This window comes from Streptomyces lavendulae subsp. lavendulae, from assembly GCF_002803845.1.
In the GTDB taxonomy this organism is placed as follows: Bacteria; Actinomycetota; Actinomycetes; order Streptomycetales; family Streptomycetaceae; genus Streptomyces; species Streptomyces lavendulae.
Genome location: NZ_CP024985.1, coordinates 810,516 through 826,419, shown reverse-complemented (window position 1 = coordinate 826,419; position 15,904 = coordinate 810,516). Strand labels below are relative to the sequence as shown.

Here is a 15,904-nt window from a genome sequence, read left to right as displayed (position 1 = left end):
CGGCCCGCCCGGTGCGGTGGATCAGCGCGTGAGGGACGTCTTCGCCGCCGCGACCTCGCCGTCCCGGGCCAGCCACCGCGCGTAGACCCGGAGGAAGGCGTGGATCCGGTACGGCTGGCCGGGGGGTCCGTCCTCCAGCATCCCGGCCTCCACGAGCTGTTCGAGGACGGTTTCGCTCCCGGCCGCGCACAGCCCCTCGGCGGGATCGAGCGAGCCCACCCGCAGAAACGTTTCGCGCAACGGGGGCGGGAGCACGCTCACTGCCTGCCCGAACACCTCCGGCACCGACATCCGGGGGTCCTCGGCGAGCGCCAGCCGGGCGGGCGGATCCTCCGCGAGCCAGGCCGCGCAGTCCGCGACCGACTGGCCCGGCCGGGTCAGCAGCCGTCCGGCGGCGATCCTCAGCGCGAGCGGGAAGTGCCCGCACACCGCGGCCAGTTCCCGCACCGCGGCCTCCTCGGCGCCGATCCGCTCGGCCCCGACCAGTCCGGCGAGCAGCCGGTGGGCCTCGCCCGGCCCGAGCACGTCGAGCCGGTGGACGGCCCCGCCGTGGGTGGCGACGACCGCGGCGAGCCCGCGCCGGCTGGTCACCAGCACCGAGGCGTCGCCCGTCGCGGACAGCAGCGGGAGCACCTGTCCGGCGCCGGCCGCGTTGTCCAGGAGCAGCAGCCGCCGTCCGCCGCCGTCCGGCCCGGGCAGCAGCTCGCGGGCCTCCTCCACGTCGAGGGCACTGCCGTCCGGGCGGGCCAGGTCGACGACGCAAACCCCGCCGGGAAAGGCGTCCCGGACCTCGTACGCGCTCTGCCGCGCCAGCGCCGACTTGCCGATGCCGGGCGCTCCGGAGACGACCACGAGCCGGGGCCCGTCCGCGTCGGTGAGCCGCAGGGCCATCGCCCGCAGGTCCGCCTCGCGCCCGGCGAAGCCGCGCACCGGTGCGATGCCGCCGACCGGTGCCACGCCGCCGGCCGGGGCGCCCGTGCGGCCGGGATGCGCGGCGCCCGAACCGGAGTCCGGGCCCGGGCCGGAGCCCCCGGGCGGGACGGGGCCGGTGACGGCCGACGGCTCCTGCCGGGAGGGGAGTTCGGTGGTCCCCTCGCCGCGGACGGCGGGTCCCAGCTCCTCGGCGCGCAGGATCGCGAGCTCCAGGCGCCGCAGTCCCGGTCCCGGGTCCACGCCGAGCTCCTCGCGCAGCCGGTCGCGCACCGTGCGGTACTCGGCCAGCGCCTCGGCCTGGCGGCCGGTGCGGTAGAGGGCTTCGATCAGCTGCTCGGTGAACCGCTCGCGCACCGGATGCCGGCGGGCGCTCTCGTAGAGGTCGACCAGTACCTGATGGCAGTTCCCGGCGGCGAGTTCGAGGTCGCAGATCCGCTCCAGCACCCGCAGCCGCTCCTGTTCGAGCGCGGGCACCGCGTCCCGCTGGAGCATCCGCGAGGCCACGTTGGCCAGAGGCTGGCCGTGCCAGAGCGAGAGCGCCTCGCGCAGCCGGTACAGCTCCCCGTCCGTGCCGGCGGCGGCGCGGGCCTGCGCCGTCAGCAACCGGAACAGGACCAGGTCCAGGGTCTCGGTGTCGTTGCGCATCCGGTACCCGCCCGGTACGGCCTCTATGGTCGTCGCGGATATGCCGTATTTCGCGAATAACCTGCGCAGGCGCAGTACGCACGTCTGGAGAGCGGCCCGCGCGGTGGCGGGAGGCTCCTCGTCCCAAACGGCGCGCAGGAGATAGCCGGTGGAAACCACGGCGCCGGGATGGAGGAGAAGCGCCGCGAGCAGACTGGTGGGTTTGGACGGTTTGAGAACCACTGTCTCGGGGCCGTGCGCAATACTCAGGGGCCCCAATAGCTGGAACCGCATGATGGTCCCCCGTGTCGGGTCACGTGTTTCGCAGACGGGTGTGACGGGTGCGGTGGTCTGCGGAGCTTCCGTGCCGGACACACTCCGGAAATAGTCCGGACCATAGCCTGAGGATGCTCGCCGCTCCCCGTCGGGCGGTGAATATCTGGAACCCTACATAACGGATCTTGCGAAAGTCGAGGCGTCGACCGCAACATTTCCGGCGTACCGGCCCGCCTTCTCCTCTCCGTCACCCGGACGTCCCGTGGAGTTACTGTCGGAGCGTCAATGCTGTTCACGAGTAAACGAGCCCCGATGGGCGGCTCGCTGGAGTCTGAATTGAGCGCGCATTACCCGCGGATCGAAACCGGATGGGGCGAGATCCTCTGAGTGGCCGGATCCAGTCGCCCGGGATGGCGGATTCCGTTTCCTGGAACGGAATCCGCCCTCGTGTGAGAAGGGGTGTCCCGCGCTGCTACTCGAAACGGTCCGTGTCGCCCGCGCCGCGGCGAATGATTTCGGCCTCGCCGCCGGAGAAGTCGATGACCGTGGTCGGCCGGGTCCCGCAGTCCCCGGAGTCGAGCACGGCGTCCACCACGTGGTCGAGCCGCTCCTTGATCTCCCAGCCCTGCGTCAGCGGCTCCTCCTCGTCCGGCAGGAGCAGCGTGCTGGACACCAGGGGCTCGCCCAGCTCGGCGAGGAGGGCCTGGGTGACCAGGTGGTCGGGGATCCGGACGCCGACCGTCTTCTTCTTGGGGTGCATCAGCTGGCGCGGCACCTCCGAGGTGGCCTTCAGGATGAAGGTGTACGGGCCGGGGGTCGCCGCCTTGATCGCGCGGAAGACGTCGTTGTCGACCTGTACGAACTGCCCCAGCTGGGCGAAGTTCTGGCACACCAGGGTGAAGTGGTGACGGTCGTCGAGGTCGCGGATCGCACGGATCCGCGCGAGGCCGTCGCGGTTGCCGAGTTGGCACCCCAACGCGAAACACGAGTCCGTCGGGTACGCGATGAGCGCCCCCGAACGGATGCTGTCGGCCACGCCGCTGATGGTGCGCCGCTGGGGATTCTCCGGGTGCACGTCGAAATACTTCGCCATCCGTCGAGCGTACGGGACCGGACCGGTGCCCTCCGCCACCTGCGAACCCCAGGACGGCCTCCCGCGACCCCCTAGGGGGTGTCCGGAAACCGTTGTCCGGACCGACGGGCCGGGCGGGCCGTGGTACGCGGCGGACGGCGCGCTCTGCTCCGTCCGGGTTCTCTTGGCGCGCCCGTTCGGCCCCAGGGCCGAGTTTATGATCATCGTTTCGTGCTCCGGTCGTTTTGATGCTGCCATCCGGCGTGTGCGACCTGGGAGGGCTGCGTGGCGAAGTCACGGACTCAAGCGTGGAGTGCGGCGGCAGCGGTGACGGGCGCCCTGCTGGCCGTCGCCGCCGCCCCCGGCCAACCGGCGGGAGGGAGCGGCCCCTTGGACCGGGCGGCCGCCGGCGCGGCCCGGGACGCGGCGGTCACCCTGCTGGTCGGCCGCGCCGTCGACGGGGAGGACGGCGACCGCGGCCCCGTCACCGCCGGCTGGTGCGAGGCCGGAGCCTTCCGGGGCGGGCCGTGCGGCGCCTGGCGGGAACAGCGGATTCTGGCCACCGCCCACGGAGCCGCGTCCGTCCTGCCCGACCCGGCGTTCCGCCGCCCCGAAGCGCTCCCCACGGACGCGGGCGGGCCTCTGGAGATCGCCCTGGCCCGCTCGCAGGCCGGCGGCCTCACCGACGTCACCGTCCACGACGGCCACGGCCGCCACCTGGCCGGCGCCCTCGCCCCGGGCGGCGGCCGCTGGCGCAACACCGAACCCCTGCGGGCGGGGGAGACCTACACCGTGCGGGTCGGCGCCCAGGACGGGGACGGCACCCCGGTCGGCGTCACCATGGCCTTCCGGACCGCGCCCCCGGCCGACGGGGGCAGGCTCACCGCCGAGTTCGGACCCCGCCCGGGCACGTACGGGGCCGGGGAGATCGTGACGGCCGTCCTGAGCAGCCCGGTCCCCGCCGAGGACGCCGACGCACGGGCCCGCGTCGAACAGGGCCTCCAGGTCACCTCGGAGCCCCACGTCGAGGGCGCCTGGCACTGGGTCGACGACACCACCTTGCACTTCCGGCCCCGCACCTACTGGCCCGCCCACACCGTGGTCCGCGTCCGCAGCGGCCTCGACGGGGTCGAGCTCGGCGGCCACGGGTACGGAGGCCCGTCCGAGCCCCTGGAGTTCACCGTCGCCGACCGGATCGAGGCCGTCACCGACTCCGCCGCCCACGAGATGACCGTACGCCGCAACGGCCGGGTCATCCGGACCATCCCCGTCACCACCGGCAAGGCGGGCTTCCTGACCCGCAGCGGCATCAAGGTCGTCCTCGGCAAGGAGGCCAAGGTCCGCATGCGCGGGGACACCGTCGGCATCCAGAAGGGCACCAAGGAGTTCTACGACCTCCCCGTCCTCTACGCGACCCGGGTCACCTGGAGCGGCGAGTACGTCCACGCCGCGCCCTGGTCGGTCGAGGCCCAGGGCGAGGAGAACGTCAGCCACGGCTGCACCGGCATGTCCACCGAGGACGCCGCCTGGTTCTTCGAGACGGTCCGCGAGGGCGACATCGTCGAGGTGGTCAACAGCGGCGGCGCGCCCATGGCCCCCTTCGACAACGGCTTCGGCGACTGGAACATGGACTGGCGCACCTGGCTGTCGGGCAGCGCCCTGACCCCCGCCGCCGCCCGGCCGGAACCCCTCGCCGGACACACCCCCTCCCGGCTGCACCCGACGACGTGAGCGGGCCGCCGGGAGCGGCCGCGCCCGGCCCGTCCGCCGCTCCCCCCGCCACCGGGCCCGCCCACCGTGCCGTCCCCCCGCGCCGGGCGCTGCTGGCGGGCGCGGCCGGGAACTTCGTCGAGTGGTACGAGTTCGGCGTGTACGGCTGCTTCGCCACCGTCATCGCCGAGCGCTTCTTCACCCCCGCCGCGGCGGGCCCGGACCCGGCCGCGCCGCTCCTGGCCGCCTACGCCTCCTTCGCCGTCGCCTTCTTCTTCCGGCCCGCCGGAGCCCTCCTCTTCGGCCGCCTCGCCGACCGGGCCGGGCGCCGCCCCGCGCTGGTCCTCGTGATCGCCCTGATGACCCTCGCCACCACCCTGATCGGCCTGCTCCCGGACCGGGCGACGGCGGGCGCCGCCGCCCCCTGGCTGCTCGTCCTGCTGCGCGCGGTACAAGGCCTGTGCGCCGGAGGGGAGTTCGGCGGCGCGGTGGCGCTGATGACCGAGCACGCGCCCCCGGGGCGGCGCGGCCGTTACGGGGCGTGGCAGTCCTTCACCGTCGCCCTGGGCCTGCTCGCCGGAGCCGCGGCCGCCGCCCTGACGGCCTCGCTGCTCTCCCCGGCGGCCCTGTCCGGGTGGGGCTGGCGGATCCCGTTCCTGCTGGCCCTCCCGCTCGGCCTGACCGCCCTCGGCCTGCGCACCGCCCTCCCCGGACCCCCCACCCGTACGCCCTCCCCGGAACCCGCCCCCGCCCCCGCCCCCGGGCTCGGTACGGTGCGGGCCGTCGTCCTCGGCGTCGGGCGGATCATGGGCTGGTCGGCGGCCGGGTACACCTTCCTCGTCGTCCTGCCGTCCTACCTCCAGTCCACGCTCGGCGCGTCCTTCCGGGAGGCACTGATCGCCACCACCCTCGCCAACCTCGGCTTCGCCGCCTCGATCCTCCCCGCCGGCCGGCTCAGCGACCGCGTGGGCCGCCGCCCCGTCATGCTCGCGGGCGCCCTCGCCGTGGCCCTGTGCGCCCTCCCGTTCCTCCACCTCCTGCGGGACCCGGACGCCGCCGCACCCGCCAAGGCGGCCGCCCTGCTCGCCGCGGGAGCCACGGTCGGGCTGCTCGCCGGCCCCGGCCCCGCCATGCTCGCCGAGATGTTCCCCTCCTCCGTGCGCTGCACCGGACTCGGACTCGCCTACGCCCTCGCCAACGCCGTCTTCTCCGGCTGCGCGGGCCTGATCGTCACCGCCCTGACCGCGGCCACGGGCGACCCCGACGTCCCCGCCTACTACGCCGGGGGCCTCTGCGCCCTCAGCGCCCTCGCCCTGGCCGGCCTGCGCGGCGACGACCACCGGGGACCGCTGCGGTGAGGGTCGTCGGGCTGATGTCCGGAACCTCCTACGACGCCGTCGACGCCGCCGCCGCGGACCTCACCCTCGACGAGGACGGCACCCTGCGCCTGGTCCCGCTCGGCATGGTCAGCGCCCCCTACGAGGACACCCTGCGGGCCGCCCTCGCCGCCGCCCTGCCGCCCGCCCCCACCACCCTGGGCGACGTGTGCCGCCTCGACACCCGCATCGGCCAGGCCTTCGCCGCCCTCGCCGTCCGCGCCGACCGCGAACTGTGCGCCGGACGCGCCGAGCTGATGGCCTCGCACGGGCAGACCGTCTTCCACTGGGCGGACGCCGGCCGGGTGCACGGCACCCTGCAGATCGGCAGCCCCGCCTGGATCGCCGAGGCCACCGGCCGCCCCGTCGTCAGCGACTTCCGGCCCCGCGACGTGGCCGCCGGCGGCCAGGGTGCCCCGCTGGTCAGCCTCGTCGACCTGATGCTGCTGCGCGGCCGCCCCGGCGTCCCCGCCGCCCTGAACATCGGCGGGATCGCCAACCTCACCGTCCTCCCGGCGACCGGCCCGCCCCTGGCCTTCGACACCGGCCCCGGCAACGCCCTCCTGGACGCCGCCGTACGCGAACTCACCGCCGGGCGGCTCGACCACGACGCCGACGGAGCCCTCGCCGCCGCGGGCCGCGTCCACCCGCCCCTCCTGCGCCGGCTCCTCGACGAGCCGTACTACCGGCTGCCCGCCCCCAAGACCACCGGCAAGGAGCTCTTCCACCCCGGCCACCTGCGCGCCGCCCTGGCCCCCCACCCCGGCCTCGCACCGCAGGACGTCCTCGCCACCCTCACCCGGCTCACCGCCCGGACCGTCGCCGACGCCCTGCGGCCCCTGCGCGCCACCGAGGTCATCGCCTCCGGCGGCGGCACCCGCAACCCCGCCCTCATGGCGGCCCTGCGCGAGGAACTGCCCCCGGGCACCGCCCTGCTCACCTCCGACGCGCTCGGTCTGCCCGCCGCCGCGAAGGAGGCGTACGCCTTCGCCGTCCTCGGCTTCCTCACCGTCCACGGCCTCCCCGGCAACGCACCCGACTGCACCGGCGCCCGCGGCCCCCGCGTCCTCGGCTCCCTCACCCCCGGCCGCCGCCCCCTGACGCTCCCGCCCGCCCCGACCCGCCCGCCGGGCGTCCTCGTCATCGGGGACCGCAGCGCGGGCGACGGCCGCTGCGTCAGCGCCGCGGCGGCGTCGGCAGCGTCGTACCGTCCTGCTGCAGGAGGGTGAGCAGGACCAGCGCGTCCGTCCAGCCCAGCGGCACCACGGCCTTCGGCAGACCCTGCTCGTCCACCGTCTCGGGCAGCTCGCCGAGCAGGTTGCGCCGGGACAGCACCCAGTCCAGCACCGCGCCGCCCTCGTCCCGCCGGCCCGTCGCCGACCAGGCGAGGGCGAAGAACGAGGTGCTCGCCGTCCAGGAGACGTTCCCCCACGGCGCGTCGGGGTCGTTCCCCGGGATCAGACCGCCGTTGGGGCGCAGCAGCGCCCGGTAGGTGTCGTCGAGCGCGGCGGACAGCCCGGCGGGAGCGGTGTTGAAGGGCGGGGCCATGAACGCGGCGGCGCTGTCACGGCCGTGGAGCCCGTCGACGGTGCGCGGGTAGCCCAGCGGCGCGAACCGCTTCGCGATCCCCGCCTCCAGCCGCCCGGCGGCCTGCGCCCACCGTCGCGCGTCATCCGCCCGCCCGAGCCCGGCCGCCAGGTCGGCCGCGGCGTTCAGACCCGCCAGCAGGGGGGCGGCCGTGCCGATGTTGGCGGTGCCGGTGGGCAGTTCCCAGTAGTCGGGGGAGGCCGGCGGCAGCCCCTCCGCATCCAGCGACCCGGACGTGTGGTCGGCGGCCCTGGCGATCGCCGGGTACAGCGCCCGCAGCCGCTCCTCGCGGTCGGCGGCGGGAGCCGCCCGGTACCACTGCCAGGTGGCCCAGGGCACCCAGCCGTTGGCGTCGAGCTGCCAGGTCCGGGTGTCGGGCGGTCCGGAGCCGTCCAGGCGGGTACGGGCCTCCCAGGTGCCGTCCGCCCGCTGCGTGGCCGCGTTGTACCGCAGGATCCGGTACGCCTCCTCGTCGTGGCCGGTGTGCGCGAAGGCGGCCGCGGCGAAGGCCGAGTCGCGCGGCCAGGAGAAGTCCCAGAAGGGGTACCAGGCCGCCGCGAAGGCCCCGTTGGGACGCAGCAGCGCCCGCATCGACAGCAGCGCCCGCTCCGCGCCCGCCCGCCGCGCCCCGGCCGAACCCGGGACCCTGCCGGAGGCCAGCCAGCGCCGGGACTCGGCGATCTGGGCCAGGGCGCCGGGGTCGTCCGCCGCCACGACGCGCGACTTCGCCGCGCCCGACGGGAGGTAACGCCACCGGCCCGACGGCAGCGCCAGCACGTTGCTGCCCTCCACGTAGCGGGCACCGACCGCGAAGGCCGGGTCGACGGCCTCCACCGACCTCCCGTCGGTGAGCAGCCCGGCGGTCCGCGCGATCCGCACCGTGTCCGGCACGTAGCAGGTCTCGGTCTCCCCGCACCGCTCGCCGCCCTCCGGGTTGACGTAGAACGCGAGCCGCCCCCGGGCCTCCTGCCAGCCGCCCAGCTCCTCGTCGTACTGTGCGGCGGCCGGTGAGCCCGGCGAGGCCGCACGGGTGCCGTGCCAGACGACCTGCTGCTCCCCGGCCGTGGCGGCCTGCGCGTAGAGGTAGTACGTGACCCCCGGCCGCAGCGCGGCGCCCAGCGGGACCTCCACCCAGCCGGCGCCCGGCCCGCCGAGCCCCTTGAGTTCGACCCGGGCCGCCGCGACCGCTGACGCGGGGTCGTCGCGGACGCCGCGGACCTGCACGTCCACCTTCCCCGACCCGGCACGGCTGCTCAGGTACAGGCTCACCCGGGTCAGCCGGGAGCCGTCGGAGACGAACTCCTGGGCCCCCGCGTGCCCCGTCGTCCCGGATCCGGCGATCCCGTACAGGGCCACGTCGTGCGCCGGCTGCCCGTCGAAGGAGGGGGGCCGCCCCGCGGCGTCCCGCCCGTACGCGGCGGGCGACAGGGTCGCCAGCAGGGCGGTGGCCAACAGGACGGACCGGATACGCATCACGCATGGCCTCCACAGTGATGAAGCGTCATGAAGCAGTTCGCGGAACGCACTCGGCGCGCCGTTCAGTCAATATGACCCGGTCGGGGCGCCACGGCGTGGACGCTACCGCTCCCGCCGCGCAGGACACCCGCACTGTCGCCCGAACGGCCCAACGGTCCGTGGCCCGGCCGCCCCCGCACCCGGCCCGCCCGGCGGTACGCCGCGCCGCTCCAGCGGAACAGGGCGGCGGCCCCACGGCCGCACGAGCGCGGCACAACCGTGATCGAACAGACTTCCCGCGTCCACAACCGCGTACCCACGCGACCGGCCGCGCGGCAGTGAGCCGCCGGGCAACCACCCACGGGGGAACAGTGATCACTCGACGGACCGCACTCAGAGCAGGCGTGGCGGCCACCAGCATCGTCGGCACCGGCGGGATGCTGCTGCCCGTCGTGAACGCCGTCGCCACCGAGCCCCCCGCCCCCGCGGCCGAGCTCGACCCCGTCGGCATAGCCAAGTTCACCCAGCGGATGCCGCTCGCGCCGGTCCTCCAGCCGTACCTGACGACGAGCACCACCAGTTACTACCGGATGAACCTGAAGGAAGCCTCCAAGGAGATCGTGCCCGGCCTGACCACCCGGCTGCGCACCTTCAACGGATCCTTCCCCGGCCCCGTCATCAAGGCCGAGTCCGGCCGCCGGGTCGTGGTCCGCCAGACCAACTCCCTCTCCGTCCCCACCTCGATCCACCTGCACGGCGCCCACGTGCCGCAGGACAGCGACGGCTCGCCGATGGACCTCATCGAGCCGGACGGCGGCACCAAGACGTACACGTACCCCAACACCCAGCCGCACGCGAACCTGTGGTTCCACGACCACGCCCACCACATGGAGTCGGAGAACGTCTTCCGCGGCATGACGGGCACCTACGTCCTCACCGACGACATCGAGCGCCGCCTGCGCCTGCCCTCCGGCGCCTACGACATCCCGGTCTCGCTGCGCGACGCCCGCTTCGCGCAGAACGGCGAACTCATCTACGAGATGGGCGACTTCCGCAAGCGCAACGTCATCCTCGCCAACGGCAAGTCCTGGCCGTACTTCGAGGTCGCGGCCCGCAAGTACCGCTTCCGCCTCACCAACACGGCCAACCAGCGGTTCTTCGCCCTCCGCCTCGCCGACGGCTCCGAGCTCGTCCAGATCGGCACGGACGGCGGCCTGCTCCCCTCCCCGTACCGCACCGACACCGTCGCGATCAGCCCCGGCGAGCGCGCCGACGTCGTCATCGATTTCTCGCGCTACCCGGTCGGCACCACCATCGAGCTGGTCAACAAGGACGTCGCGCCCTTCGAATCGGCCGACCTGGTCGGCAAGGTGATCCAGTTCCGGGTCACCCGCACCGCGCACGACGACAGCGTGGTCCCGGACACCCTGCGGACCCTCCCGCCGCTGCCCGCCGCGAGCGTCAACCGCAGCGTCGACATGAAGATGGACGAGACCGGCAGCCCGGGCAGCCAGGCGTACATCAACGGCAAGACGTACGACATGGACCGGATCGACACCGAGATCGCCTACGGTGCCACCGAGATCTGGACCGTGAAGAACTCCAACCAGTTCGCCCCGCACAACTTCCACATGCACCTCGTGCAGTTCAGGGTGCTGGAGCGGAACGGGCAGCCGGTCACCTCCGGCCCGGAGACCGGCCTGAAGGACACCGTCCCGCTCAAGCCGGGCGAAACGGTGAAGGTCCAGGCCACCTTCACCGGCTACCGTGGCACCTACGTCTACCACTGCCACCTGTTCGACCACGGGGCCATGGGCATGATGGCGAACATGCGCATCTCCTGACGCACCACCGATTCCTCGCCCCGGCAGACGTACGGCCCGCCGGGGCGAGGCCGTTGCCGGAACCCCGTCTTGATCGTTTGCTCCCCTGACGGGTGGTCGGACGGACGACGGGACGGGTGGTCGGGGTGCGGGTGGCGCGCAGGACGGTTCTACGGGCGGCCCCGGTGGCGGCGCTGGCCGCGCTGGCCGGCCACCCGCCGGCGGCCGCGGCGGCCACGGGCCCGGCAGGCCCGGACGGCACCGGCGCGGGCGCCGCCCCCGCGGCCGCGACCGGCCCGGCCGTGGCGGGTGCGTACGCGGCCGGGGAGACGGCCCGGGTCCGCCTCACCCGCGCCACCAACGGCGCGGCCACCGCCACCGCCACCGGGGACCGCGTCGTCGCCGAGGCCCAGGGAGTCCTGTGGTCGCTGCCCCCCGACGGAGCCCCCGCCACCCGCCTCACCCCGCCCGACCTGGAGCCGGGCCGCCCGGTGTTCTCCCCGGACGGCCGGCGGATCGCCATGAGCGCCTACCGGGGCGGCGCCTTCCACATCTGGGTCATGGACGCCGGCGGATCGCGCCTGCGCAGGCTCACCGACGGCCCCTTCGACCACCGGGCGCCCGCCTGGTCGCCCGACGGCCGCCACCTCGCCTTCTGCTCCGAGCGCGGCGGGGACCCCGTCAACGGCGGCCCGTACCGGATCTGGACCGTCCCCCTCACGGGCGGCCGCCCCGTCCCCCTCACCGGACTCCCCGGACAGCCGGGACCCGGACAGGAAGGCGCCTGGGAGGACTTCGACCCCGTCTGGACCCCGGACGGCGCCCGCGTGCTCTTCGTCCGCGCCACCGTCGACGGGGAGACCCTGATCGCCCGCACCCTCGCCTCCGTCGCCGCCGACGGACGCGGCCCCGTCCGCGTCGACCACACCGTCGCCGACGGCAGCCTGCTGACCCCCGCCCTCTCCCCGGCCGGCCGCACCGCCTGGCTGTCCGCCGCCCCCGGGCCCCGCAAGGTCCGGTACCTGACCCTCCACGCCGACGGCCGCCCCGTCCCCCTCGAAGGCGACCTCGCCCCCGCGCCCCCGCGCTGGATCGGCGACGACCGCCTGCTCGTCACCCTCGACGGCCGCTTCCGGGTGATCCGCCCGCACCGCGACACCACCGGCCGCGAGATTCCCCTCGACGCCACCCTCGAAGTGCCCCGCCCCCGCTACCGCGTCAAGGAGTACGCCCTGGAGGCCGATCCGGGACGCCCCGTACACACGGTCCACCAGCCCTGCCTCTCGCCCGACGGCCGCACCGTCGCCTTCGCCGCCCTCAACGCCCTGTGGACCGTCCCCGTCGCCGGGGGAGCCCCGCGCAGGATCGCCCAGGCCCCGACGACCGCCTACGTCCAGGGACCGGTGTGGACCCCGGACGGCCGGGCACTGATCCACACCGACGACCGCGACGGGCTGAACGCCGTCCGGCGCCGCGAACTCGACGGCGGACACGAGAGCGTCCTCGCCGACGGCGGCCGCGTCTACGGCTCGCTCTCGCCGGACGGCACCCGCCTCGCCTGCCTCGACCTCGCCGGCCGCCTCCTCGTGCGCGACCTCGCCACCTCCGTCGAGACCCCCCTCGTGGCGGCCCTCGGCGGCGGCGGACTGCCGAGCCCGCCCAGCTGGTCGTCCGACGGCCGCCACATCGCCCTCTGCGACCGCAACCGGATCAGCCACCGCTTCCGCGAGGGCCACCACCTCATCCGGATCGTCGACACCGCCACCGGCGCCGCCCGCCTGCACGCCCTCGCCCCGCACACCTCCCTCTCCGACGGCTACGCCAGCGGCCCCGTCTGGTCGCCCGACGGCCGCTTCCTCGCCTGCGTCGCCGAATCCGCCCTGTGGCTGCTGCCCGTGACCCCCGACGGCACCCCCACCGGACCCGCCCGCCGCCTCACCGACGAGAGCGCCGACCACCCCTCCTGGGCCGCCGACTCCCGCACCCTGCTCTACCAGTCGGGCGACCGGCTGCGCCTGCTCGTCCTCGACGCCCACGGAGCCCCCGCCCGGCGGCCCCGCACCGTCCCGGTCGCGCTGACCCACCGCCGCCCCGCCCCCGTCGACACCGTCGTGCACGCCGGCCTGCTCTGGGACGGCACCGGAACCCCGCCCCGCGCCGACGTCGACGTCCTGATCAGCGGTGGCCGCGTCACCGCCGTCGAGCCGCACCGGCCCGGCCGCCGCGCCGCCCGCACCGTCGACGCCTCCCGGGGCACCGTCCTGCCGGGGCTGTGGGACGCCCACGTACACCCGTACGCGTACACCTACGGCGCCCGCCAGGGCCTCCTGCACCTCGCCTACGGCGTCACCACCACCGTCTCCCTCGGCGGATCCGCCCACGAACAGGCCCGGCTGCGCGACGACATCCGCACCGGCCGGCTCACCGCCCCCCGGCTGCTGGCCGGCGGCGAACTCCTCGACGGCTCCCGCGTGGCCTACGCCATGGGCCGCGCCCACCGCACCGCCGAGGGCCTCGCCCGCTCCCTGACCCGGGCGCAGCAGCTCGACTGGGACTTCGTCAAGACCTACGTCCGCGCCCCGTACGCCTTCATGGAGCAGGCCGCCCGCTTCGCGCACGAGCGGCTCGGCGTCCGGGCCGGCTCCCACCTCTGCGCCCAGGGCATCGCCTCCGGCCAGGACCTCACCACCCACCTCGTGGCCACCGAACGCGCCGAACACGGCCACGGCGCCACCCCGGCCGGCCACACCTACGAGGACACCCTCGCGCTCTACACCCACGGCGGCTTCGACCTCATCGCCACCCCCTTCACGGCCCTGCCGCTGATCGGCGCCGACCCGTCCCTCGCCGACGACCCCCGCGTCACCGCCCTGATGCCGCCCTGGGACGTGAGCGCCGTCCGCGCCGCCGCCGCCCTGCCGCCGACCGCCGAACAACTCGGCGCCCTGGAACGGGAGACCGGCGTCTACCGGCGGATCCTCGCGGGCGGCGGCCGGGTCGCCCTCGGCACCGACGCACCCCTCACCCCGGTCGGCCTCCACCTCCACCTCGCCCTGCGCGCCCTGCACCGGTACGGCTTCTCCCCGGCCGAGGCCCTCACCACCGCCACCCGCACCCCGGCCCGCGTCTTCGGCGTCGCCGAGCACCTCGGCACCGTCGAACCGGGAAAGCTCGCCGACCTCACCCTCGTCGACGGCGACCCCTTCACCGACTTCGCCGACCTCGTCCGCGTCCGGGCGGCCGTGCGCGCCGGAACCCTCCACGAACGCGCCGCTCTCGAAGCCGCCCGCCCCCGCGGCGCCGGGCCCGGCCACGACTGGCAGCCGGTCCTGCACCAGATGCTCAGGGACGGCTGCTGCACCCACCGGCCCCACGGCCACCACGGCTGACGCACCAGGGGGGTTATCCCCACCCCGGGGCGACCGGGCTGCCGGATGGGGGTCCGGGCCGCCGACAACGAGGCTTGCCCCATGACGAATTCCAGGAACAAGGCCCTCCTCCTCGCCCTCTGCGCCGCCACCGCCGCCACCACCCTGAGCGCCGTCGTCCCGGCGGCGGCCACGGCGCCCGGGGCGGGAGCGCCGCTTCCCAAGCTCGCCTGGCACCCCTGCGCGAAGCCGGGCGGCCCCGCCACCCAGGAGTGCGCCGACCTGCCCGTCCCGCTCGACTACGCGAACCCGCACGGCCCGCAGATCACCGTCGCCGTCTCCCGCGTGCGCAGCGACCGCCCCGAGGCCCGCCGCGGCACCCTGGTCGTCATCCCCGGAGGCCCCGGCGGCTCGGGCGTCCAGCGCCTCACGCAGAAGGGCGCCGCGCTCCAGAAGCAGCTCGCCGGCGCCTACGACCTCGTCGCCTTCGACCCCCGCGGCGTCGGCGGCAGCACCACCGCCTCCTGCGGCCTGGCCGCCGGCGACCGCTACCTCACCAGCCTGCGCGCCTGGCCCGCCCCCAACGGGGACATCTCCGAGAACGTCGCCCGCTCCGAACGCATCGCCGAGGCCTGCGCCCGCAACGGCGGCCCCGTACTGCGCAGTTTCACCACCGCCAACGAGGTCGCCGACATGGACCGGCTCCGCGAGGCCCTCGGCGAACGCAAGATCTCCGCCTGGGGCGTCTCCTACGGGACCTACGTCGGCGCCGTGTACGCGCAGAAGCACCCGGAGCGCACCGACCGCTGGGTCCTGGACAGCAGCGGCGACCCCGACCCCACCCGCCTCGCCCGGGGCTGGCTGGCCAACATGGGCCAGGGAGCCGACGACCGCTTCCCCGACTTCGCCGCCTGGGCGGCCCACCCCGACCGGGACCGCGACGGCCTGCGGCTGGCCGCCGACCCCCGGGACGTGGAGCCGCAACTGCTCGCCCTCGCCGCCTCCCTGGACCGCGCGCCGCAGCCCTCGACCACCCCGGGCGTGCCCCTGACCGGCAACGGCCTGCGCCAGGCCGTCCAGAACGCCCTGTACGGGGACTCCGCCTTCCCCGCCCTCGCCAAGCTCCTCGTCTCCCTGAGGGACCCGGCGGCCACCCCCGTCCTCCCGCCGGAGCTGGCCCAGCCGCTGCGCGACGAGGACGCCGCCCAGCTGGTCGCCGTGCTCTGCAACGACGTGGCCTGGCCGCGCGAGGGCACCGCCGCGGGCCAGCGCGCCGTCGACGAGGACCGGGCCCGCCACCCCCTCACCGCGGGCATGCCCGTCAACGTGCTGCCCTGCGCCTACTGGAAGGACGCCCCGGAGCAGAAGCCGACCCGGATCACCGCGAACGGTCCGTCCGACATCCTCATGGTCCAGAGCCGCCGTGACCCCTCCACGCCCCACTCCAAGGGCCTGAAGATGCGCGAGGCGCTGGGTGACCGCGCGGTCCTCGTCACCGTCGAGCAGGGCGGGCACGGCCTCTACCTCGGCAACGGCAACGCCTGCGCGGACCGCACCGTCACCACCTTCCTCACCACCGGCCGGCGCCCGGCCCACGACACCGCCTGCGCGAACTGAGGGCCGTGACGGCCCGGTGGCCCCTGGGGAAGAATCGCCGTACATGACACCCGAAACGGTCCA

The 15,904-nt window shown here is 75.3% G+C and carries 9 protein-coding genes; 6 read left to right on the top strand and 3 right to left on the bottom strand.

Annotated elements, in window-relative coordinates:
* Positions 1–21: 21 nt before the first annotated feature.
* Positions 22–1,737, bottom strand: a complete 1,716-nt coding sequence (locus SLAV_RS03700; protein ID WP_349775287.1) for an AfsR/SARP family transcriptional regulator — start codon at positions 1,735–1,737, stop codon at positions 22–24.
* 568 nt (positions 1,738–2,305) lie between these two features.
* A complete protein-coding gene (locus SLAV_RS03695; protein WP_030228994.1) occupies positions 2,306–2,926 on the bottom strand; it encodes an L-threonylcarbamoyladenylate synthase in 621 nt (206 codons plus the stop codon).
* 264 nt (positions 2,927–3,190) lie between these two features.
* On the opposite strand from SLAV_RS03695, the gene SLAV_RS40850 reads away from it, so the two are divergent.
* From SLAV_RS40850 to SLAV_RS03685, 3 genes are read left to right on the top strand one after another with little or no spacing between them, the layout of a single operon-like run.
* Positions 3,191–4,636, top strand: coding sequence for a L,D-transpeptidase (locus SLAV_RS40850; protein WP_234333531.1), 1,446 nt, complete (start codon positions 3,191–3,193; stop codon positions 4,634–4,636).
* Positions 4,633–5,973: an MFS transporter gene (locus tag SLAV_RS40845; RefSeq protein ID WP_051840693.1), complete on the top strand. Its 1,341-nt coding sequence runs from the start codon at positions 4,633–4,635 to the stop codon at positions 5,971–5,973. Before SLAV_RS40850 ends, SLAV_RS40845 begins: the two co-directional genes overlap by 4 nt.
* Entirely contained in the window at positions 5,970–7,220 is a 1,251-nt protein-coding gene (locus SLAV_RS03685) for an anhydro-N-acetylmuramic acid kinase (protein ID WP_078950256.1), read from the top strand. Before SLAV_RS40845 ends, SLAV_RS03685 begins: the two co-directional genes overlap by 4 nt.
* On the opposite strand, the gene SLAV_RS03680 is transcribed toward SLAV_RS03685, so the two are convergent.
* Positions 7,168–9,051 carry a glycoside hydrolase family 15 protein gene (locus SLAV_RS03680; RefSeq protein WP_051840696.1) on the bottom strand — a complete coding sequence of 628 codons (1,884 nt, stop codon included), beginning with the start codon at positions 9,049–9,051 and terminating at the stop codon, positions 7,168–7,170. The genes SLAV_RS03685 and SLAV_RS03680 overlap by 53 nt on opposite strands.
* Before the next feature lie 353 nt (positions 9,052–9,404).
* Here SLAV_RS03680 and SLAV_RS03675 point away from each other — a divergent pair, with 353 nt between their 5' ends.
* The 3 genes from SLAV_RS03675 (at position 9,405) to SLAV_RS03665 (ending at position 15,841) form a co-directional block, all read left to right on the top strand.
* Positions 9,405–10,877, top strand: coding sequence for a multicopper oxidase family protein (locus SLAV_RS03675; protein WP_030229004.1), 1,473 nt, complete (start codon positions 9,405–9,407; stop codon positions 10,875–10,877).
* 92 nt (positions 10,878–10,969) lie between these two features.
* On the top strand, positions 10,970–14,245 hold the full coding sequence (locus SLAV_RS03670; protein ID WP_425276220.1) for an amidohydrolase family protein: 3,276 nt from the start codon (positions 10,970–10,972) through the stop codon (positions 14,243–14,245).
* Between the two features lie 81 nt (positions 14,246–14,326).
* On the top strand, positions 14,327–15,841 hold the full coding sequence (locus SLAV_RS03665) for an alpha/beta hydrolase (protein WP_030229008.1): 1,515 nt from the start codon (positions 14,327–14,329) through the stop codon (positions 15,839–15,841).
* Positions 15,842–15,904 lie beyond the last annotated feature (63 nt).

What these genes read in the sequence shown, in the direction of transcription:
- SLAV_RS03665 (WP_030229008.1), top strand. Translation starts at nt 14,327, where the DNA reads ATGACGAATTCCAGGAACAAGGCCCTCCTCCTCGCCCTCTGCGCCGCC.
- SLAV_RS03680 (WP_051840696.1), bottom strand. Translation starts at nt 9,051, where the DNA reads ATGCGTATCCGGTCCGTCCTGTTGGCCACCGCCCTGCTGGCGACCCTG.
- SLAV_RS03695 (WP_030228994.1), bottom strand. Translation starts at nt 2,926, where the DNA reads ATGGCGAAGTATTTCGACGTGCACCCGGAGAATCCCCAGCGGCGCACC.